Source organism: Micromonospora sp. SD19, assembly GCF_054462275.1.
Genome location: NZ_JBTLMN010000009.1, coordinates 164,465 through 184,432 on the forward strand (window position 1 = coordinate 164,465; position 19,968 = coordinate 184,432).

Annotated in this window: 20 protein-coding genes; 7 read left to right on the top strand and 13 right to left on the bottom strand. The window is 69.2% G+C overall.

Annotated elements, in window-relative coordinates:
• Positions 1-399: 399 nt before the first annotated feature.
• Entirely contained in the window at positions 400-3,264 is a 2,865-nt protein-coding gene (locus ACX27O_RS25840; RefSeq protein ID WP_167337313.1) for an AfsR/SARP family transcriptional regulator, read from the top strand.
• Here ACX27O_RS25840 and ACX27O_RS25845 read toward each other — a convergent pair.
• From ACX27O_RS25845 to ACX27O_RS25865, 5 genes are all read right to left on the bottom strand, one after another.
• Positions 3,201-3,734 (bottom strand): S26 family signal peptidase, encoded by a 534-nt coding sequence (locus ACX27O_RS25845; protein ID WP_081883903.1) that lies wholly within the window; start codon positions 3,732-3,734, stop codon positions 3,201-3,203. The two genes, ACX27O_RS25840 and ACX27O_RS25845, sit on opposite strands and share 64 nt — an antisense overlap.
• A complete protein-coding gene (locus ACX27O_RS25850; RefSeq protein WP_358133912.1) occupies positions 3,731-5,638 on the bottom strand; it encodes an ABC transporter ATP-binding protein in 1,908 nt (635 codons plus the stop codon). The genes ACX27O_RS25845 and ACX27O_RS25850 overlap by 4 nt, the downstream gene beginning before the upstream one ends.
• Positions 5,635-6,159, bottom strand: coding sequence for a thioredoxin domain-containing protein (locus ACX27O_RS25855; RefSeq protein WP_051708614.1), 525 nt, complete (start codon positions 6,157-6,159; stop codon positions 5,635-5,637). The genes ACX27O_RS25850 and ACX27O_RS25855 overlap by 4 nt, the downstream gene beginning before the upstream one ends.
• A 19-nt stretch (positions 6,160-6,178) precedes the next feature.
• Entirely contained in the window at positions 6,179-6,751 is a 573-nt protein-coding gene (locus ACX27O_RS25860) for a MauE/DoxX family redox-associated membrane protein (protein ID WP_051708615.1), read from the bottom strand.
• A gap of 161 nt (positions 6,752-6,912) precedes the next feature.
• On the bottom strand, positions 6,913-7,110 hold the full coding sequence (locus ACX27O_RS25865; protein ID WP_156057661.1) for a hypothetical protein: 198 nt from the start codon (positions 7,108-7,110) through the stop codon (positions 6,913-6,915).
• A gap of 30 nt (positions 7,111-7,140) precedes the next feature.
• On the opposite strand from ACX27O_RS25865, the gene ACX27O_RS25870 reads away from it, so the two are divergent.
• Both ACX27O_RS25870 and ACX27O_RS25875 read left to right on the top strand, forming a co-directional pair.
• Positions 7,141-7,575 (top strand): hypothetical protein, encoded by a 435-nt coding sequence (locus ACX27O_RS25870; RefSeq protein WP_458940227.1) that lies wholly within the window; start codon positions 7,141-7,143, stop codon positions 7,573-7,575.
• Between the two features lie 217 nt (positions 7,576-7,792).
• Positions 7,793-8,569, top strand: coding sequence for an Ig domain-containing protein (locus ACX27O_RS25875; protein ID WP_245233670.1), 777 nt, complete (start codon positions 7,793-7,795; stop codon positions 8,567-8,569).
• Between the two features lie 79 nt (positions 8,570-8,648).
• Here the strand turns inward: ACX27O_RS25875 and ACX27O_RS25880 are convergent, their stop codons facing one another.
• Complete coding sequence (locus ACX27O_RS25880; RefSeq protein ID WP_030333742.1) at positions 8,649-8,882, bottom strand: holin; 234 nt, start codon at positions 8,880-8,882, stop codon at positions 8,649-8,651.
• 192 nt (positions 8,883-9,074) lie between these two features.
• Between ACX27O_RS25880 and ACX27O_RS25885 the strand changes: the two genes are divergently transcribed.
• Positions 9,075-10,028 carry an NAD(P)-dependent alcohol dehydrogenase gene (locus ACX27O_RS25885; RefSeq protein ID WP_030333745.1) on the top strand — a complete coding sequence of 318 codons (954 nt, stop codon included), beginning with the start codon at positions 9,075-9,077 and terminating at the stop codon, positions 10,026-10,028.
• Between the two features lie 6 nt (positions 10,029-10,034).
• Here ACX27O_RS25885 and ACX27O_RS25890 read toward each other — a convergent pair whose 3' ends face one another.
• From ACX27O_RS25890 to ACX27O_RS25905, 4 genes are all read right to left on the bottom strand, one after another.
• Positions 10,035-10,574, bottom strand: a complete 540-nt coding sequence (locus tag ACX27O_RS25890; protein WP_030333748.1) for an AAA family ATPase — start codon at positions 10,572-10,574, stop codon at positions 10,035-10,037.
• A gap of 16 nt (positions 10,575-10,590) precedes the next feature.
• A complete protein-coding gene (locus ACX27O_RS25895) occupies positions 10,591-11,502 on the bottom strand; it encodes a GNAT family N-acetyltransferase (protein WP_030333750.1) in 912 nt (303 codons plus the stop codon).
• A gap of 74 nt (positions 11,503-11,576) precedes the next feature.
• On the bottom strand, positions 11,577-11,774 hold the full coding sequence (locus ACX27O_RS25900; RefSeq protein ID WP_030333752.1) for a hypothetical protein: 198 nt from the start codon (positions 11,772-11,774) through the stop codon (positions 11,577-11,579).
• A gap of 147 nt (positions 11,775-11,921) precedes the next feature.
• A complete protein-coding gene (locus ACX27O_RS25905) occupies positions 11,922-13,940 on the bottom strand; it encodes a hypothetical protein (RefSeq protein ID WP_156057668.1) in 2,019 nt (672 codons plus the stop codon).
• Positions 13,941-14,192: 252 nt separating this feature from the next.
• Between ACX27O_RS25905 and ACX27O_RS25910 the strand changes: the two genes are divergently transcribed.
• Positions 14,193-14,447, top strand: coding sequence for a hypothetical protein (locus ACX27O_RS25910; protein WP_030333755.1), 255 nt, complete (start codon positions 14,193-14,195; stop codon positions 14,445-14,447).
• Between the two features lie 147 nt (positions 14,448-14,594).
• Here ACX27O_RS25910 and ACX27O_RS25915 read toward each other — a convergent pair whose 3' ends face one another.
• Positions 14,595-15,422, bottom strand: coding sequence for an SAM-dependent methyltransferase (locus tag ACX27O_RS25915; protein WP_030333757.1), 828 nt, complete (start codon positions 15,420-15,422; stop codon positions 14,595-14,597).
• 246 nt (positions 15,423-15,668) lie between these two features.
• Between ACX27O_RS25915 and ACX27O_RS25920 the strand changes: the two genes are divergently transcribed.
• Positions 15,669-16,850, top strand: a complete 1,182-nt coding sequence (locus ACX27O_RS25920; RefSeq protein ID WP_210865680.1) for a cellulose binding domain-containing protein — start codon at positions 15,669-15,671, stop codon at positions 16,848-16,850.
• Between the two features lie 9 nt (positions 16,851-16,859).
• Positions 16,860-17,996, top strand: a complete 1,137-nt coding sequence (locus ACX27O_RS25925) for a glycoside hydrolase family 53 protein (RefSeq protein WP_210865679.1) — start codon at positions 16,860-16,862, stop codon at positions 17,994-17,996.
• A 108-nt stretch (positions 17,997-18,104) separates the two neighbouring features.
• Here the strand turns inward: ACX27O_RS25925 and ACX27O_RS25930 are convergent, their stop codons facing one another.
• Both ACX27O_RS25930 and ACX27O_RS25935 read right to left on the bottom strand, forming a co-directional pair.
• Entirely contained in the window at positions 18,105-18,491 is a 387-nt protein-coding gene (locus ACX27O_RS25930; RefSeq protein ID WP_357633157.1) for a hypothetical protein, read from the bottom strand.
• Positions 18,492-18,634: 143 nt separating this feature from the next.
• Positions 18,635-19,927, bottom strand: coding sequence for a GAF domain-containing protein (locus ACX27O_RS25935; RefSeq protein ID WP_210858082.1), 1,293 nt, complete (start codon positions 19,925-19,927; stop codon positions 18,635-18,637).
• Positions 19,928-19,968: the final 41 nt, after the last annotated feature.

A 19,968-nucleotide genomic window follows, 5' to 3' on the forward strand; every position in this document is an offset into this window, starting at 1 on the left:
GCGGTAGCTGCCGCCGCTGTGTCGAGCAGAGCGAAGGGTGCCGAGGCTCCAGCACCCGCTGGAGCCTCGGCGCCGCCGCTCCGACCGCGACGACGCCCTCAACGCGCGCTCCGTCGGGTGTTCACGCGGTTGGGACATGAGAAGACCGATGTGAATCCTCTGTGAAATGCCGGTGATCGGTCGGCGGCATGTGTCGACGGCCCGACGACGTCTATACAATGCACCTCATCTATATCGAGCTGTAACCATGGCTGAGGTGAATCTGCTGCGTATTCAGGTAGCGCTCATCGGCATTTCCCGGTTGGCGGGCGGGCCAGCCACAGGTGCGACGGCCCCGACCGTAACTGCTCTCGGTGACCTGGGCGCGTGCCGTTGAGCGGCCATGTGGCTGGTGGTCGGTTGGACGTCTCCATACTGGGTCCCATTCAGCTGTGCCGGGACGGCGTCCCGGTCCCGCTGGGTCCACAGCTCACCACGCTGTTCGCCATCCTGCTGTTGGAGCTCGGTAAGCCGGTGCCGAGCCGGCGACTGGCGACACTGCTCACCGGCGACGACGCGTCGGACGCCGCGCGGGCCACTCTCCGCAGCCATGTCGCCCACCTGCGGCGGGCCCTCGAACCCGGTGAGCGCGGGCGGCGTGGCAACTGGCTCATCGCCACGGTCGGCCGCGGAGCCGCAGCGGGATACCGGCTGGACCTGGACCCGGCGTGCGTCGACGCTGTCCGGTTCGAGGAGGCGCTCCGGGAGAGCCGTCGACTGTTCGCGCTCGGCGATGCCGAGCACGCCGACCGGGCCGCCGCGATGCTGCGTTCCGCGCTCGATCAGTGGCACGGCGAGCCCTACGCTGACCTCGCGGACAAACCCTTTGCCCTGGCCGAAGTCGCACGACTTCGAGCAGTTCACCGTGCGGCACTGCTCCTCTACGCGGAGGCGGTCAACGGGTTGGGGCGGCACGCCGAGGCGATGGGCGACCTGACCGGCGCGGTGGCCGCCGACCCGTACGACGAGGGCCTGCGCTGCATGCTCGCTCTCACCCTCTACCGGGACGGCCGCACTGACGAGGCGGCGGAGGTGTGCCGGGACGGCTTGGCGTTGCTGGGCCGCCGGGGCATCGACGCACCGGAGCTGCATGACTTGCAGCGCGACATCCTGCGGCGGGAGGTGCGACAACCGGCCGGTGGTTCGGCCGGTCGGCCCACGGTGCCCCGGATGCTGCCTCCGGACCTGCCGTTTTTCGTCGGCCGTGCGCAGGAGCTGTCCACGGCGGAGGCCCGGCTGATCGAGCGTGACGAGCAGCGGCCGGCGATTCTGCTCGTCCTGGGTCCGGCCGGGGTCGGCAAGACCAGTTCGAGTGTGCATCTGGCCCACCGGCTGGCCCCTCGATTCTCCGACGGGCAGCTCTACGCCAACCTCCGGGGCTTCGACGCGACTGCCGCGGCGCTGGCGCCGACCGAGGTGCTGCGCGCCTTCCTCGAAGCGCTCGGTGTGGCACCGGAGCAGATTCCGACCAACCTCAACGCACAGGTCGCCAGATACCAGGCCCAGTTGCGGGACCGACGGATCCTGATCATGCTCGACAACGCGCACAGCGCCGACCAGGTCCGGCCGCTACTTCCCGGCTCCGCCACGTGCGTGACAGTGGTGACCAGCCGGAATCGGATGTCATCACTGATCGCGGTCGACGGTGCCCACCCGCTCACCCTCGGCCTGCTCGATGAGGGGGAAGCGGCCCAACTCGTCAGGGACCGAATCGGCATCGACCGCGCCGGGCAGGAACCCGAGGCCGTCTTCGAGATTGCCCGGCTCTGTGCGGGCCTCCCGCTGGCGTTGTCCATCGCCGCCGCCCGGGCCGCTGCCAACCCCCAGTTCGACCTCCGGTCCCTCGCCGGTGATCTGGCCAGCGCCGGGGTGCTGGACAGACTCACCGACAGCGACTCTTCGGTGGACGTACGCGCGGTTTTCTCCTGGTCCTATCGCGCCTTGACCCCGGCGGCCGCTCGGCTGTTCCGGCTGCTCGGCCTGCATCCCGGCCCGGATTTCACCGCCGCCGCGGCGGCCAGCCTGGCCGGCCTGAGCCGGCGCACGGCCAACGCCCTGCTCGTCGAACTGACCGGTGCCCACCTGACGGGGGAGCGGGTCCCGGGCCGGTACGTCCTGCATGATCTGCTCCGCGCCTACGCGGGTGAACTGTGCGAGGACGAACCCGAACGGCAGGCCGCGCGACGCCGGTTGCTGGACCACTATCTGCATTCGGCCGTCGCGGCGGACAAGGTGCTGATGCCGTACCGGCAACCGGTCGCGGTGGTCGCACCGGAGGAGGGCGTGACGCCCGAAGACCCGGCGGAGGTCGACCCCCTCGCCTGGTTCACCGTGGAACACCAGACGCTCATCGCCGTGGTCGGTTGCGCCGCCCACGCCGGTCTCGACCGGCACGCCGCGCAGCTGGCCTGGGCGATGGCGACCTATCTCGGCCGGGGCAGCTACTGGCACGACGTTCTGGCCACCCAGTCCCTGGCCCTGTCGGCGGCGGTCCGCCTCGACGACCGGTCGGCGCAGGCCCAGTGCCGCAGGGAACTTTCCCACGCGCTCGCCGGGCTCGGGCGACTGGAGCAGGCGCGGGACCAGCTGCACCGGGCGCTGATCGACCTCTCCGACGTCGCGGATCCCATCGGTCAGGCGTACAACCACCTGAGCCTGGGTTGGCTCTACGAGTTGCAGGGTGATCAACGATCGGCGACTCACCACGACCAGGTCGCGCTCGACCTGTTCAGACGAGGTGGCGACCGCAGCGGGCAGGCCCGGGCACTGAACGCGGTGGGCTGGGACTATGCGCAGGTCGGCAACTATCGGCAGGCCATCGGTTACTGCCGGCAGGCGCTGTCGCTGCACGCCGAACTGGGCGACGACGCCGGGGCCGTGAACACCTGGGACACCCTCGGCTACGCCTATCACCACCTGGGTGAGTACAGCATCGCCATCGAGTGCTACGAGCAGGCACTGTGCCTGAACGTCGGGCATCGCTTCAAGGAAGCCGAGGCCCTGGCCCACCTGGGCGACTGCCACCACGCCCTGGGTGACATGGCGGCCGCCGCGAACAGTTGGGGACGGGCGTACGCGATCATGACCGAGCTGCGCACCGGCGACGCCGACGCGGTACGGGCCAAGCTGGAACTCACCCGGGCCAGGGTGCCGGCCGTGGGTCATGGCGAGGGTGAGCGAGGGGCGTTGAGAACCGCGCCCAGTATCCGCTCCCCGGAGAAGTAGCCGATTCGCCGTGAGTCGAAGCTCGATCCCGGATTGTCGCCCAGGAGCACGACCATGCCTGGTGGGACTCGCTCCTCAGCCAACGCCGGCACCCGGTCACGGGGTACCGGATCACCAGGCGCCGCCGCCACCCTCTTGATCAACCATCGGCGTCGGCCCACCTCGGCTGCCGAGGCGCCGTCGCGCAGTGGCGGCAGTGGCCACTTGCCGTCGACTGACGGATACTCCACGACCACCACATGCCCGGTGGCCGGCAGGCGGCCCCGCCGCACCAGCACCCGGTCGCCGTCCCGGTAGGTCGGCTCCATGCTGGCGCCGTCCACTGTCACCGCGACGAGACGACGTGTCAGAAGGCGCCATCCGAGCAGGGCCGCGCCGGCCAGGGCAGCCAACGACCCGACGATCAGCAACAGCTCGTACGCCCTCGACGCCTCGGCGAGCGGGGTCCCGAAGGTGGCAGCCTGGATCATCGTGCCTCCGTCGTCAGCGCGCTTTCGGCGCTTCCGCCGTAGCCGGACGCCTGAAGATCGAACAACCGGCGGTACGTGCCGTCGGCCGCGATCAGGGAATCGTGCGTGCCGCGTTCCGTCACCCGGCCGTCGGCGATGACGACAATCAGGTCGGCGTCGCGGAGGGTGCCCAGACGGTGGGAGATCAGCACACTGGTCCGGCCCGTGCGGTACCGCAGCAGGCGGTGGTGGATCTCGTCCTCGGCTGCGGCGTCGAGCCCGGCCGAGGGCTCGTCGAGGATCAGCAGGTCCGGCCGGTCACGCAGGAAGGCGCGGGCAAGCGCCAGCCGTTGCCACTGGCCACCCGAGAGAACCACACCGGTGCTCGGGTCCTGCTTGTCGGACTCCTGGTAGAAGATCCGGGACAACAGGGTGTCGTAACCGTGCGGCAGGGCGGTCAGCACGTCATGGATGCCGGCGGTACGCGCGGCGGCGGTGATCCGTCCTCGCTCCGACAGGGCGGTGAGATCACCCAGAGCGATGTTCTCGGCGGCGGTCAGGTCGTAGTGCATGTAGTCCTGAAAGACAGCGCCGATACGGCGCCGCAGCTGGGCCGGGTCGACCTCGCGGATGTCCACCCCGTCCCAGAGGACCTGCCCACGGGTGGGGTCGTGGAACCTGCACAACAACTTCACCAGCGTCGACTTGCCGGCACCGTTGAGCCCGACGACCGCGAGGGTGGCACCGGCCGGGATCCGAAGGTTCACCCCACGCAGGACCCACGGCGACTCGGGGGAGTACCGGAACCACACGTCGCGCAGCTCGACGCCACGCCTGAGCTGATCGACCGGCCGGGCGACCGGGGCGACGGGCAGATCCGGGGGACTGGTCGTCACCGCCACGTAGTGGTCGAACATCAGCAACGCGTGGTGCGCGCGGGCGATCTCCGCCGCCAGAGTGGCCAACGCGTTCTGCACGCCGGCGACCGCCGCGACGAAGACGGTGACCTCACCTACGGTGATTCGACCGGCCGCCGCGGAGCGGACCGCCCACAGCAGACCGACGCCGGCGACGACCGCGGACACGAGCGCCAGGCCGACCTGCGCCACCAGCTCGCGGCGGTCGTTGAGGTGCTTGGCCCGGTTGACCGTCCGGCGGTCGGCCAACATCCGGCCCCGCAGATGGCCGCCCGTGCCGAACAGTCGCACCTCCTTCGCCGCCGCGGAGGTGGAGAGCAACTGGCTGTAGAAGAACTCGCGGCGCTCCGCCGGCCCGATCCGCCACTGCATCCCGGCCCGATAGCGGGCCAACAGCATCTCGGTCGCGAGCATCGGCACCGCCGACGCCAGCACCAGGACGGCCAGCATCGGACTGAACAGGTAGAGCGACCCGAGGAAGCCGGTGACGGTGATCGCCGTACGGGCGGTGCCGAGGACGCCGTCCATGACCTGGCTCGGGGTGCTGCCACCGGTCTGCTGGGCGAGCCGGAGTCGGTCCAGGAACTGGGGGTCCTCGAACCGGTCGAGACCGACGAAGCGGTCCACTGCCGTGAACAACCGATCCTGTGCGAGCAGGCCGACCGACCGGTCCAACTCCGCCCGCAGGTACCGGGTGAGCTGCGGCGCCGACCCCGCCACCATGCCGGCGACGGCGAGCGCCACACCGATCTGGGTCAGCGTCTTCGGCGCCGCGTCGCCGGCGATCCCGTCCAGAATCCCCTTGGTCAACCATGCGATCAGTACCGGCAGCGCACCGGCGCCGAGTATGAGCACCACGTACCCGAGCAGGGTCACCGGGGCGGCCCGGCCGACGAGCAGGCACGCCGTACGGATGCGGCGTGCCGACCGCGCCGGTGGTGCCGACGCCCGCAACCCGCGGGCGTCATCCGCCGCGATGTCGCCGCGCCGCGTCCGCCACCCGATCATGCCGGGGCCGGCGCCGTTTGCTTGATCCGAACCAGCCGGCCGGCGTCATCCGGACCGACCCACATCATCGTGGGATAGGTGAAGGCGCGGAAGGCGTTGCTGAGCGGCCCGCCCTTCGGCTCGACGACCACCCGCGCCACCGGGGCGAGCCGCTCGGTGAACGCATCGGCGTCGTCGGCACCGGCGGCGACGACAGCGAGCACCTGCTCCCGGCCGCCGGGCACCCGCCGGGCGTGCTCGATGAGTTCGGGCAGTTTCTCTCGGCACGAGTCGCAGGAGGTGGAGACGAAGGCCACGAAGGTCTCCGCCCGCAGCAGCTCGCGGCGCACCGGGACGCCATCGACGTCGACGGCGGCGAAATCGCCCACCGGGTCGGCGATGCCCAGTTCGGCGGAGACCCCGGCCTCGTTCGAGAGCAGCGCCGTGTGCTCACGCAGACGCTTCAGGACGCCGAAGGTGAGGAGGAAGTTCACCGTACCGAGCAGGCCCACGACCAGAACGGCCGAAGCAAGGAGGGTCATCTGTTGCTCCCGAAAGTAGTCAACGACTGTGGGTGGTAAGTCGCGGATCGTGGTCGACCCCGCGGAACAGGGCCACCAGGTCGTCGGATCTGATGGCCAGGAAGCCCAGCAGCAGGCCGACGAAGCCGGCGAGCACCAGCCCCGCCGGCCGGAGCGAGCTGGGTGGTGACGCGGCCGAAGCGACAGCCACGACGGCGCCGCCCGCCGCCAGGCCGGTCAGCAGTACGTTGCGGACGACGTGCCGGCGGCCGAGTCTCTGGGCGTTGGCACCAAAGCAGCGGCAGGTACTCGCGGTCCCCCGTCGCACCGCGATTCCCACGCCCACCGTGAAGATGCCCAGCAGCACCGCCGCACCGACCAGCGCAATGCGGGGGACGACACCCGTGGGCACCGCCAACGCCGCACACAGCGCGCCCTCCACCACCACCAGGACGATCGCGGCCGGACGGACCAGGCGCCTCGGCAGCAGTCCGACTCCGCGCAGGGAGGCGACGAACGCGGGGAACGCATCCCGTCCCCACACCTTGCTCACCGAGGACGCCAGGAATACCAGGCCGATCGCGCACCGCACGGTGATGGTCAGATAGTGCATCGGTGTTCCCCTCGCTTCGACTCGTTGACGCCCGGCCACCCCGGCCGAGGATCGACCACCCGATCCCGACGGGTTCCCCATCGGAGAATCGGCTTCGCGACCTCGGCCGGAGGCGGAAAGCCGCATGGTGACAGCGGTCAGTCGCCCTGCGGCCTCAGTTGTCAGCAGCCCTTGCAGTAGATCCACTCACCGGGCTGATCGATTTCCCCGACGGTGCAGGCGTCGCAGGGCAGCGCCCGTCCGCACCGGCTGATGCACTGCCAGCACGAAGGCCAGCTGCCACAGCCCGCCGACGCACTGATCTTGGGTACGAACATGGCCAGCAACCGGCCGCCCATGCCCTCGATGATTCCCCTCATCCGAGCCTCCCGAGATACCCGAGGAGCACCGTGCTTCCTCTGTGGAACACCCTGCCGACGCCTGGTGCAAGGCTGGTGCAAGCACCGTGGAAGAGGTGTGGAAGCACGGCCGGCGTGCGCTCGGCCTCGCTTGACACGACACGGGGCCAAGCGTTGACTCGCGGATATGGGACGGGCCTGCCGCAGCAGGTCGCAGGCATCTTTCTCGTCGCCGCAGCCCTCGTTGTGGGGGTGACCAGTCGTGTCGCGGCGAAGTCCTCAGGAACTCGTCTGCCTGTTCCGGCAGGCGCCGCAGGCATCGGTTATCTGGTGGCCCTGGCGGTAGTGGTGATCGGGTCCCTGATCGTTGCCCGGACCGTCATTCGTCCTGACGGACCGGATTGGCTCGCGTGGGTGCTCGCCGCTGTCGCTTTTGTGGTCACGCTCGGCGGGGCGTGGGTGACGAAGGCGAAGCGAGCGGCATAAGTTCGGGGTCCTACCTGAGCGACATCCGGGCGCGCTTCGCCGGGCAGGCGGACTGACCCGGAGCGATCATCGGAACGACACCGAGACCGGCCTGGCACTGATGGTCCCCGCCAGGGTGGTTCGCCGAAGGTCGGCAGATGCCCTCCCGGCCCGGGTCACGGGAGCGCCGAAGGATCGGTCATTGCCGACTCCGACGCCTCCGTGGCACCATTTATCGATGCGCGTCGAACTCTTGCGTCGCAGCAGGTCTCGCCTACTGCTGGCGATGGCAGCGGCTGCCGTGTCCACCGCATCCCTGGGCTTCGCCACGCCGGCATCCGCCGCGGCCTCTGACGGTCACTACTGCGGGTGGATCTCGCCGGACAGCCCACCAGGCAAGACGGACGCCAAGACCGTCAACTTCACCGGAACTGTCCAGTGCGACGGTCCGGTGCGTCGCGTCGACCTCACCGTGGAGTTGCTCTACCACGGGCTGGTCGGTGGCCCCGGCCAGACGGTGAACGGCCGTACCGAGGTGTGGCAGGACACCAACGTGACCCTGTTCGGTCTTGGCGTCACCAACCCGGGCACGCTCTGCGAGTCGGGCTACTACTCGGGTCGAGCGACCGCCACCGTCCAATTCCTTTCGGGAAGTCCGGAATACATCACCAGATCGGCAACCTCTCTGACGACATACCTGACGTGCCCGCCCCCGGATATTCCGATACCCCCGCCGAGCGGGGCGGTGACGGTCACCAACCCGGGCACCCAGAGCATGCTCAAGCTGGACTCCGTGGCGCTGCAGATGCAGGCCACCGGCGGGAGTGGGTCGTACACCTGGTCGGCGACCGGCCTGCCTCCCGGGCTGGCCATCAATCCCTCGACCGGCCTGATCAGCGGCACGCTCAGCACCATCGGCACCTACAACGTCACGGTCACGGCCGACGGGGGCGGACAGGGCAGCACCACCTTCACCTGGAGTGTCCGAAAAGACTCCCCCTGCACGCGCTGCTGACCAGACCTGCAAAACCCACTCGGTGTCGGAATGACGACGGACGGCCGCACCACGCGCGACCGTCCGCAGCTGCCGCGGGTCAGTGCTCGGCACCGACAAGGCTGGGTGAGTCGTCCTCTCCCGACACCTTCGCACTCACCAGTGAGGTGAGCACCGACAGCACCGCCGCGCCGGACGCGATGCCACCGGCCGCCGCCCAATCCGCCTGCCATGCGTTGAACACGACGTCAGCGCCCCAGTAGAGCAGCAGACCCTGCGCGGCGCTCTTCACCGCCCGCTCGGCGGTGGCCTTCCAGAACTTCGTGGTGAACATCGTGGTACCTCCAGGGGTAGGTTCAGCGGACGGCCCATATCCCAAGAATGCCTGGTCAGAGGCTGTTACAGCTTGCCGCGCGGCCCGGGGATGCCGGTTGTCCCGCCGTGCTAGCCAGGAGAGGTCGGCTGCTTGCCCGGAACGCTTCGGGTACCGCGGCTGGCCTACCGTCCCGAAGGCTGGTGGTGCCAGGTGAAAGCAGTCGTGTACGACCGGTACGGATCCCCGGATGGGTTGCGGATCGAGGACCTCCCCAAGCCTTCCCCCGCCGCCCGACAGGTGCTCGTCAAGATCGCGGCGACCTCGGTGAACCTGAGCGATTGGGAGGCGCTGCGGGGTTCGCCGCTGTATGCGCGCATCGGTGGGCTGCGCTCCCCGGCACGCCGCACCCTCGGCTCGGACATCGCCGGACGGGTCGAGGCGGTGGGCTCCGCCGTCACCCGGTTCCGACCCGGTGACGAGGTGTACGGCGACAACCTCATGCTCAAGGGCGGGTTCGCCGAGTACGCGATCGCCCCCGAGTCGGTCCTGGCCCGTAAGCCCGCCGCCCTGACGTTCGCCGAGGCGTCGACGATCCCGCAGGCGGGCGCGATCGCACAGCAGGGCACTGCGGGCGCAGGAGCCGGCAGCCGAGTCCTGATCAACGGCGCCGGCGGGGGATCCGGCGCGTTCGCGATCCAGTTGGCCAAACGACTCGGCGCCCAGGTGAGCGGGGTCGACAACGCGGGCAAGCTCGACTTCATGCGGTCTGTCGGCGCGGACGAGGTGATCGACTACCGCAGCCGGGACTTCACCCGGGGCGGCCCGTACGATCTCATCCTCGATCTGGTCGCGTACCGGTCGGTGTTCGCCTACCGCCGGGCACTGGCCCCCGGCGGCCGCTACCGGTGCGTCGGCGGATCGGTCCCGGCGGTGCTGCGCGTGCTGACGGTCGGCGCGATGGCCGGCCGGCTCAGCAACCGCCGGCTGGGTGTGCTCGCCGTCCGGGAAGGGCCGGCCCACTTCGAACCGGTGGCCGACCTCTGCGTAGCGGGTGACCTCGGCATCCACATCGACCGGGCCTTCACGCTCGACGAGACCCCTGAGGCGTTGGCCCACGTGGGCGAGGGACGCGCCCTCGGGAAGGTCGTCGTGAGCGTCACCTGACAGGCGTCAGGACAGCGACGGCGGCCAGCGGTGTTCGCGCCACTCGTCCCATGTCGAGAATCCAGCCGGCGGATCGTCAAGAGGTTCACTGCCGTCGAGTTCTGCTCGCGTTGGGATCTCGATGGTGGAGGCCCACTCGGCGAGTTCGTCGTCGGACATCGGCCACGTCGTGTGTGGCGCTTCGGCTTGACGCCGATCACGTCGTCTCCGCTGCTCGGCCGGGGTGAGTTCGAAGTAGCGCATCTCCACCAGCGCGCATCGGTCTGCTGCGGCCTGGCGGAGCGCGGTGCGCTCGTTCCGACTCCAGAGGCCGTAGTCGATCACGACGTTGTTGCCCAGTTCAAGCGCGCGCAGCCCGATCTGGATGAGCCGACCTTCGATCACGTCGCCCGCTGATGCCGGATTCTCGTGGCCGTAGAGAGCCTTCACCCATTCGTCCTTCGTGAGACGGAGCGCTGCCCGCTCGGTCTCGATGCGCCGAGCGGCAGTGGTCTTCCCGGTGCAGGGGAGTCCCACAGTCAGGAACAGTGTTGGTCGCCTCATCATCACCCGCGTCCCGCCGTCAGCGGCGAATGACCAGGTTGGCCATGTCGACGACCGGTCGGTAGCCGAGCGCGGCGTAGATCTTGTTCGAGGTCGGGTTGGCCTGGTCGGTGAACAGGCAGACCCGCGTACCCTCGGCCTGGATTCGTCGGGAAACCTCGGCGACCGCGTTGCTGGCCCACCCCCGTCCGCGTTGGGTGGGCGGGGTGTACACCGGGCCCACCCGGGCCACTCCGAACGACGGCGGGTTGGCACCCGTCAGGTGCACCGGCTCTCCGGCGTCGTCGACCCAGAACCACAGCCGTCCGGCGTGGAGGCGGCGCACCATGTCCGCCCGGTCGGGCATCTCGTGGGCTCTGGTGCCGCGTGGTCGGCCAGCCTGTTCGTCGGCGTCGTCCATGAACGCGGCGAACCAGTCCGTGACCAGCTCCACATCGTCCTCGGTGGCGACCGTCAAGCCGCCCGGCACCGGTGGCGGCATCGTCAGCTCGCCGAGCTCGTGCAGTCGGGTGTGCTGGGTGATGTCGACTCGACCCCCGCCGAGCCGGGTCAGCTCGGCGGCGCACAGTTCCACGGCAGGCAGGGCCCCGTTGACAGCGAGTACCTCCTCCTCGCGCTCGTGCAACGCGTGGGCCAGCGCAACGGACGCCTCGTCGGGCATGGGCAGCAGAAACGGGGGGTGGGGGGCATACGGTGCCGTACGCATCCCGGCGCCGACCACGACGCCGGAGCTGTCGCTGACCACCAGCCACCAATTGCGGTCGGGCTGTGAGATGCCCTCGGCCCGCTGCGACAGCAGCCGGTGCGCGACGGTCGTCACGACCGTGCTGACGACCGGATCGGCGCTCAGGTAGTCATCGGCCACAGCCAGGAACTCGCCCGGATCGGTGCAGAACCGCAGGCGCAGCCCGGCTGTCGAGACAGCGCTCATCCGCCTACGCTAGCCACCGCCCCATTCTCCGCGCCTCCGAATTACCGGCTGCGGCCGGGACTGAGGAGGGCGACTCAGCTGCCGTCAACCGTGCCGTCGCTGAGCTGCGGAGGCTTGGGTAGCAGGATCGGGACCGTTGACAGGCCTTGGATCGCCATCGAGTAGTACGAGTCGAAGAGGTCGAACACCTCGTTGGCCTGGTCGAGGGTGAGGTCGTCGGCGCCGGTGCCGGCTGGCCAGTCGTGCGATGAGACGTGGTACTCGGAGTCCATGGACATCACCTGAACCGATCCGATCTGCCGGGGCGTACGAGGCTCACCTCAGTGAAAACGTACGCGGTGCCGTTCTGGTTCACAGACGGGTGCGTCGATGTATCGTGATCGCTCGATGTGGTGGGCCGAGTGTAACAGGGCTCCACCCTAGTGAAGGTGCTCTTTGGGGCCACCGAATCCGTCGGTTCTGCCCGATAGATGGATGAATTCCCACGTCCTCGCGAGGTACGCGTAACCGGTGGTGCTCGCGTTCAACAGGGCCAGCAACATCAGCGCGCTCCATGCCATCGACGTGATGCCCAGGATCTGCATATCGGCCGGGACTTTCCATTGCAGGAGGGGGAGTTCTGCCTTGTAAACCATGAACAGGCCGCTGGCGGCGATCGAACACAGCACAGTGGCCAGCAGGGAGATCCGCGCCGCGAGTGTTCCCTCAAGTAGACGTCGCGGTTGGCTGTCAAAGCCGAGCCAGGCTGCGGCGACGGCGGGAAAAACCAGAAGGAACGCCGGCACGTCGGTTCCCGGGTCGGGGTCGCGCGAGGTGACGAAGCCGATCAGCCAGATGAGGAGTGCCGCCGCTGTGGAAGCGATGAGCGCGCGGAAGACCGAACCCGGTGGCACCTCGTAGAAGCGGAACCGCACATCCGGGATGCGATCACCGTTGGGCAGTTTTTCCCTGGGCTCGGGAAAGAAGCGTGTGTAGAAGTGGGCGTAGCGTTGGCCGGCGCGTCGGCGGAAACGGTAGTAGGGCGGGGGCGTGGTCAGTTCCAGCAGCGGCCCCGACTTCTCCTGCGCGAAGCTCTGCTCAAGTCGTGACTGGCGATCGTTCCAGTGGGCGTTCAGGTATCCCACCAGTTCCTGCGCCTCCTGTACGCCGACGAACACCCCGTCCTGGCAGTCGATGATGAGGTGATAGCTCTGCGTGGTCCACGCGTTGTCCAACGATATGGAGAAGTCGACAGGTCGGGAGCCGAGCAGCAGACGTGCGCGCGCCTTCAACCAGCTCAGGATGCCCTCGGACAAGGGCGCAAGGGCGAGGGTGGGCGTCATCATCCGCTCGTACGAGACGACGAATCGACCATCCACGGGACAGGGCACAGCCGCCACGACCGCGTAGTGGGATGACAGCTTCTTGATCAGTTGCGCCGCCAGCTTCAGCGCTGCGGGGTTCGCGAGCTTCGTCCGGCCGTTCGCGTGTCCTGCCCGGTACAGCGCGTTGCTGCCCTCGCTGTCATCAGGCTCGTCGCTCGTGGTCGTGGCCCGGCGCATCACCGCCTGGAGAGCGGTCCGTTCCGCGTCGAGAGCGTCCGGGTGTCTGCCGTTGGAGATGTCCTCGCCGTAGGCGATGTCGAGGAGGGTCCGGAGCACTTTGGCGACGAGTTGCAGGTACTGCCGGTAGGAGAGCACCGGTACCGCGCTGCCGTCGGCGGCCAGGACCCGCAGGTTGTCCACCATCTCGCCCTTGCGGGGCACGAGTACGGGGAAGAGGATGACGGCCGGATGCTGGGTGGCGTCGGTGGCGTCGCTCCGCCCACCTTCGAAGCCCTCGTTGCCTGTTGTCGTCCGCTGGGCCGGAATTCCTGGCCTCGGAAGTGTCGCGGTATCAGCGGTGTTCAGCAGCCGTTGGACGTCCCGTGACGGCAACTGCGCATCGATGGTGACCAGCTGGGTCAGCGTCCGCTGGCCCGGATCGTATCGCTCGGTGAGCCGCTGACGAACGTGCGCGGGGTAGATGACGGCAGAGGCGAAAATGCGCGCCTGTGCGGGACCGGCGTTGTCCGAGGTGTTGCTGATCTGCGCTTGGCCAGCGGTTCGCTGCAGGACGTTGACCTGGTATTCGGGTAGCCCCCATACCTTCGTGGATCGATGTGATGTCCGTTGCGGAAGAACGTAACGGCGTCGGGTGTGTATGACGAGGAGCAGACCGAGCGTCAACGCCGCCAGTGCCCGTAGCGCCCATCTCAGGTCGGCGCCCCATCTGTCCGGCGTGCCGACGATCACGAAGACAAACAACAGCGCCATGAGGATGCAGGTGACGAAAACGGAGAGGGCCGATGGCGGCGATACCACTTTTCGCTCTGCGGTGACACGGGCCGACGACGATTTACCCGCCGGCTCTGCTTCCTGCGCGGCCGGTGCGTGTTTGAGCGAGGAGACCACATCCACCTCCGGGATCGCCGCTAGGACTCAATGAAATTCACGTTGGGTTCTACACCCTTACGGCCGGCCATAGAGGGAAGAAGATTGGTGTCAGCGATGCGACAGCAGGACCGGGCGGGCGGTTACAGTTGCCCACAGCAACGGTTCGATTACGGTGGACGGCCGGGCCGGCTGCTGCTCCTCCGAACCGGTTGATTGGGCCCGGCGGCTCAGCCCGCTGGGGGAGCGGGCGGCCAGCGGTACGCCGACAATGGGGGGATGAAGCGAGAGGTGAGCCTGATGCGGGCGAACGGCGCGGTGGCGACGGGTGCGGCGGCCACCGGTGCGCGGGCTGCGGGGGCTGTGTCGCTCGGTGCGCTGGCCGTGGGGGCGCTGGCCGTCGGGGCCGTGGCCGTCGGGGCGCTGGCCATCGGGCGGCTGGCTATCCGCAGGGCAGTGGTGCGGGAGCTGCGCGTCGGCCGGTTGGAGATCGACGAACTGGTGGTGCGCAGTCGACCCACCGCCGAGGAGTAGGGCGTAGCCGCAGCGGGCGGTAGCCGCTGGGCGGGGTCTGGCGGCACCGCGTACGGGAGTCTTGCGGGCACTTGCCGCTCCGGTCGGAGCTGACGCGGGTCCGTCGGCGGGGCATGCTCCCGCCGACGGACCTCAGGCAGGGCGGGCCTACGGTTTGCGGGCGAGCATCCCGACGAACGTGTGATAGGTGTCGGTCTGCACCGTGACGGGTGCGTCCGGCTCCGGGCGCCACTCGGCCAGCGGCACCAGCCCCGGTTCCAGCACCGTCAGCCCTTCGGCGAACGAGAGGATCTCCTCGTCGGTACGCCAGCGGCCGGTGCCCAGCGACTCGTTGAAGACCCGTTCGACCTCGCGGGCCTTGCGGGAGCCCTCTGGGTCCCGGTCGCCCGGGTCGCGGAAGTGTGAGATCGCCACGTAGCTGCCGGAGGGCAGCGCGTCGATCAGCGCCGCTGCCACCGCCTTCGGGTCCTCGTCGTCACCGAGGTGGTGCAGGATCGCGAAGAGCAGCAACCCGATCGGCCGGTCGAAGTCGAGGAACCGGCGTGCGTCGGGGTGGTTGAGGATCGCCTGCGGTTCGCGGATGTCCGCCTGGATCACCGTCGCGGTGCCCTCCGCGGCGAGCAGGGCGCGCCCGTGCGTCAGGACGATGGGGTCGTTGTCCACATAGACCACCTGAGCCTTCGGGTTCTGCTCGGTGGCGACCTCGTGCACGTTGCCCTGAGTGGGCAGCCCGGAACCGATGTCGAGGAACTGGTCGATGCCCGCCTCGGTGACGAGGTAGCGGATCACTCGACGCAGGAAGGCCCGGTTCGCCTGGCCGGCGGCCGGCCCGTCCGGGGTGATCCGCAGGGCGTGCTCGGCGACCTTCCGGTCGGCCTCGAAGTTGTCCTTGCCGCCCAGGAAGAAGTCGTAGACCCGGGCCACGCTGGGAATGGTGGGGTCGATGCCGGCGGGTGCCGCCTTGTCGCGGGTCATAGGCGTCTCCATTCGATCGGGGTTGGCGCAGGCAGGGGTCTACGGATGGTGCCGGCGTTGCGGCGAGTGTAACGATCGGAACTGTTGAATTTTGCCCCACTGGTATCGCTCCCAGCCCAGCGAGGGGCGTGAATGGTGCTGACTCGGGAGGAAGGGTGCGGCGACCCTCCGGTGTGGACCGGGCCGTCGCCGACCGAGGCGTGAGATACGTTGGCGATCATCGATGTGTCACTGCATGGTCGGTGTATGACAGGCGTCTCCTGGTCCTCGCTGCTCTGCCGTCCCCGGCCGGCCCTGCTGGCCGCCGTCCTGCTGTCGACGGCGGTCCTCGGCACCGCCCTGAGCGCCGCGCCGGCGGCCGATGCCGCCACCGTCGCGCCCGCCGCCCATCCGGGAGTGGCCCCGGCAGCCGCTGCGGGCGCGGTGTCCGCCGCGACGCCGGCCGGAACCGCGCCGCCGGCGCCGGTCAGCACGCCGAGCACCACGCCCGTCCCGCCGAGCCCGCCCACGAACGTGACCGCCAGCGAGGTCCGGACCGGGGCGATCACCCTCACCTGGACGGCCGCCACGTCCGGCTGCTGCGGCATCGCCGGCTACGACATCGCGTATTCCCAGGAGTTTGGCGATATCGGCCTCAGCGCCACCGCCGGCGCGGTCACCACCACCACGATCACCGCCCACGTTGGGCCGGGCATGCAGTTCTCGATCCGCATGATGGCCCGGGACAGTCTCGGGCAACGCTCGAACTGGTCGGACGTGCTGACGGTGGTCACCCCGGTGACGGACACCGGCCCGGACACCACCCCGCCGAGCGCGCCGCAGAGCCTCACCGTCGGCGAGGTGACCGCCTCGACCGCCACGTTGTCCTGGTCACCGTCGACGGACAACGTCGGCGTGCTCGGATACAGCGTCTACCAATTCGACGGCTGGTTCACCTCCAGGCTGATCGCCACCGTGCCGGGTACGACGTACACGGCGTCGCTACCCACGTCGACGCCGACGCCGCTGCGCAACCTGTACTACGTGCGGGCCCGGGACGCGGTGGGCAACGTCTCGATCGCGTCCAACACGGTCGAGCTGCCCACGACGCCCACGACGCCGCCACCCGCCACCTGCCGGGTGACCTACCGCAACCAGTCCGAGTGGCCGGGCGGTTTCGTGGCCACCGCGACGGTCCACAACCTTGGCGCAGCACCGGTCGACGGCTGGACCGTGACCTTCAGCTACCCGGGGGACCAGCAGGTCACCTCGGGGTGGAACGCCACGATCGGCCAGACCGGCACCACCGTGACCGCCCGTAACGTCGACTGGAACCGGGTCCTCGCGCCGGACGGCTCGGCGACCTTCGGCATCCAGGGCCGGTGGGGGGTCAGCGACGCTCCGCCGACCGGTTTCTCGCTGAACGGCGCTCCCTGCACCGTGGGCTGAAGGAGTCTCGTGAACACCCGTCCGGTCACTCCCCACCGTCGCACCAGGGCCCTGGCCGCCGCTGTCACCGCCGGCGTCCTCGTCGCCGCCACGCTCGTCGGCGCGCCCGCACCCGCCTGGGCCGCGAACACGCTCACCATGAGGGGCGCCGACGTCTCCTCGCTTCAGCGCAGCCTGGATCTGGGGGCCACGTACTACGACGCCGGCGGGGTCGCCCGCGACCCGCTGGACATTCTGAGGTCCGTCGGCGTCAACTACGTCCGGCTGCGCGTCTGGAACAACCCGATCAGCGGCTACAACAACAAGAGCAGGGTGTTGACCCAGGCGAGAGCGGCCAGGGCGAAGGGCCTCAAGGTGCTCATCGACTTTCACTACTCGGACACCTGGGCCGACCCTGGTAAGCAGCACAAACCCGCCGCCTGGGCCACCCACAACCTGAGCCAGCTGCGTAGCGACGTGTACGCGTTCACCTACGACGTCTGCGCCAGCCTCAGCGGGCAGGGCACCCCACCGGACAGCGTCCAGATCGGCAACGAGATCAACGTCGGGATGCTGTGGAACGAGGGCAAGGTCGTCAACAACGACTTCGCGCCGCTGGCCAGCCTGCTGAAGCAGGGCTACTACGCCACGAAGGCGTGCGGCGGCGGCATCCCGGTGATGATCCATACCGCCAACGCCGACAGCAACGCCAACGCCAGATGGTTCTACGACGGCATCCGCGCCCAGGGTGTGCAGTGGGACATCACCGCCCAGTCGTACTACTGCATGTGGCACGGCAGCCTGGCGAACCTCTACAACAACATCGTCGACCTGCGTGGTCGCTACGGCAAGCCGGTGGTGATCGTGGAGACCGCGTACCCCTTCACCCGCAACAACGCGGACAGCGAGCCGAACGCCATCGGCGACGCGACCTGCGACGGCATCAGCGCGACCTGGTCCGGGCAGGCCCAGGAGTTCGACTGGGTGCAGAACACGGCGCGCAACGCGGGGGCCATCGGTGTCTTCTACTGGGAGCCGACCTGGTACGCCGTCCGCGGCAACGGCTGGGACCCGGCCAACATCAACGGCACCGGAAACCAGTGGGACAACATGGCCATCTTCAACTGGTCCGGCCAGGTGAACCCGGGCGTGCGCTGGACACCGTGACCCGGCCGGGTCGGACGTCCGGCGGCGGCTCCCGGCGTGTGCCACTGCCCCTCGGAGCGGCGGCCACGATCCGTCGCCGAACGTCCGCGATCAGGCGTCGGGGGAGGGTCAGCAGGTGCGCGTCTGCCAACTCACCTTCGTCGCGACCAGCGGCACGTAGAAGTTTCCCCCGCCGGGGCGAACGCACTCGACGCCGGTGTGCTCCGTCCCGAGATAGTTGTAGGACCAGCTGATCTCGGCGTTGCGTGAGGTGCGGTTGTAGAAGTTGAAGGCCGGGACGCTGCCGGACCACTCGCTGCTGGTCACCAGGGACGGAGTCGCGGTAGGACCCTCCGCTGGGTGATCCCAGTTGGCCCAGATGCAGAACGTGCCCTGCGGGCAGTTTCCGGGCGGCCAGACGTCGTTGGATGCTGCGGAGGGTGCCGCCGAGGCGGCGGGGGCGGTGGCCAGCACCCCGACGACAGACGCGACGAGGGCGAGGGATTTCACCAGCACGGTTCACCTACCCAAATCGATAAACTTCGATGAACATCGATAGGCTACCGGTGGAAATTTGAAGGGTCAAGCACTTGACGTCGCCCCGGAGTGGAGCGCGGCCTACGCTGCGCAACAGGTGCCCAGGAGGCTTCCGTGAACCGTCAGCGGTTGAGGTAGGCGGCCAGGCCGCCGAGTTCCTCACTGGCGATGAAGACCGACCGCACGTTGAGGATGGCCTCCTCGACGTGGGTGGGGCAGCCCCACGCCGCGTCGCCCCACGAATCGGCAATCTTGATCTCGGCCGGCGCGGTGCACCCGGCGGCGCCGCCGAGTTGGCAGTGCTCAGGGTGCGGCGCGGCGGCCTGCGCCGCCGCGGCGGCTCGCATCTGGGTGGCGAGTTCCGCGGCGGCGGCGGCACGCTGCTCAGCCTCGGCGCGGAGCTCCCGCTCCACGAGCACCACCCTGGCCAGCTCGTCATTGGCCGACCTGGCGTGTGCCTCGGCGGCGAGCTTCGCCTGCTCGATGTGGTGGCGTTCGATGGCCAGGGCTGCGGTGCCGGCGAAGAGCCGGGCAAGGGCGAGGTCGGTGTCCTGCGGGACGCGCGGGGTGCGGTGGTACATCGCGAAGGTGCCCAGCAGGCCGCCGTCGCGGGCCAGGATCGGCGTCGACCAGCAGGCCGCCAGTCCGGCCTGGTCGGCCAGGTCCCGGAAGTCGTCCCAGAACGGGTCGGTGGCGATGTCGGTGACGATGACCGGCGCCCGCCGGTGGGCGGCGGTGCCGCAGGAGCCGACACCTTCGCCGGTCGCGATGCCGTCGATGGCCTTGTTGTAGAAGTCGGGCAGGCTCGGCGCGGCACCGTGGCGCAGGTGTCGGGCGTCGGCGTCGGCGAGCAGGACGGAGACGAGCACCCCCGGTGCGAGGTTCTCGATGCAGCGGGCCATCCCGTCGAGCACCTCGGTCAGCGGTGCCTGGCGGGCGATCTGCTCCAGCAGGGCCCGGTGTTCGGCCATCAGCCGTTGGGCATGTCTGACCTGTGTGGTCTCCACACCGAGCACCCGAATCCCGGTGACGTTGCCGTCGGCGTCCCGGCGCGGCTCGTAGGTGAAGTCGAAGAACGCCTCCCGCACCTGCGGGCCGCTGCCCAGCATCACCTGGATGTCCCGACCGGTGTAGGGCTCACCCGAACGGAAGACCTGGTCCAGTAGCGCGATGAAGCCCTGATCGGCCAACTCGGGCATCAGTTCGGCGAGCGGGAGCCCGACGCGGGCGCGTTCTTCACCGATGGTGGCGAAGAACGCCGGGTTGGCCGTCTCCAGCAGGTGCTCGGGCCCCGTGAGCGACGCGAAGACGGCGATGGACTCCCCGAACAAACCCCGCAGGTCCTCCTCCGCTGCCTGCTCGGCAGCAGCCGGAGCCGCAGCGGCAGGAGACCGTTGGCCTGGCACTGCGGTCATCGTGTGGTCTCGCCTCTCGTCTGCGGCTGTCGCCGGTCCAG

What these genes read in the sequence shown, in the direction of transcription:
- ACX27O_RS25845 (WP_081883903.1), bottom strand. Translation starts at nt 3,734, where the DNA reads ATGATCCAGGCTGCCACCTTCGGGACCCCGCTCGCCGAGGCGTCGAGG.
- ACX27O_RS25850 (WP_358133912.1), bottom strand. Translation starts at nt 5,638, where the DNA reads ATGATCGGGTGGCGGACGCGGCGCGGCGACATCGCGGCGGATGACGCC.
- ACX27O_RS25855 (WP_051708614.1), bottom strand. Translation starts at nt 6,159, where the DNA reads ATGACCCTCCTTGCTTCGGCCGTTCTGGTCGTGGGCCTGCTCGGTACG.
- ACX27O_RS25860 (WP_051708615.1), bottom strand. Translation starts at nt 6,751, where the DNA reads ATGCACTATCTGACCATCACCGTGCGGTGCGCGATCGGCCTGGTATTC.
- ACX27O_RS25865 (WP_156057661.1), bottom strand. Translation starts at nt 7,110, where the DNA reads ATGAGGGGAATCATCGAGGGCATGGGCGGCCGGTTGCTGGCCATGTTC.
- ACX27O_RS25875 (WP_245233670.1), top strand. Translation starts at nt 7,793, where the DNA reads ATGCGCGTCGAACTCTTGCGTCGCAGCAGGTCTCGCCTACTGCTGGCG.
- ACX27O_RS25880 (WP_030333742.1), bottom strand. Translation starts at nt 8,882, where the DNA reads ATGTTCACCACGAAGTTCTGGAAGGCCACCGCCGAGCGGGCGGTGAAG.
- ACX27O_RS25890 (WP_030333748.1), bottom strand. Translation starts at nt 10,574, where the DNA reads ATGATGAGGCGACCAACACTGTTCCTGACTGTGGGACTCCCCTGCACC.
- ACX27O_RS25895 (WP_030333750.1), bottom strand. Translation starts at nt 11,502, where the DNA reads ATGAGCGCTGTCTCGACAGCCGGGCTGCGCCTGCGGTTCTGCACCGAT.
- ACX27O_RS25900 (WP_030333752.1), bottom strand. Translation starts at nt 11,774, where the DNA reads ATGGACTCCGAGTACCACGTCTCATCGCACGACTGGCCAGCCGGCACC.
- ACX27O_RS25910 (WP_030333755.1), top strand. Translation starts at nt 14,193, where the DNA reads ATGAAGCGAGAGGTGAGCCTGATGCGGGCGAACGGCGCGGTGGCGACG.
- ACX27O_RS25915 (WP_030333757.1), bottom strand. Translation starts at nt 15,422, where the DNA reads ATGACCCGCGACAAGGCGGCACCCGCCGGCATCGACCCCACCATTCCC.
- ACX27O_RS25920 (WP_210865680.1), top strand. Translation starts at nt 15,669, where the DNA reads ATGACAGGCGTCTCCTGGTCCTCGCTGCTCTGCCGTCCCCGGCCGGCC.
- ACX27O_RS25935 (WP_210858082.1), bottom strand. Translation starts at nt 19,927, where the DNA reads ATGACCGCAGTGCCAGGCCAACGGTCTCCTGCCGCTGCGGCTCCGGCT.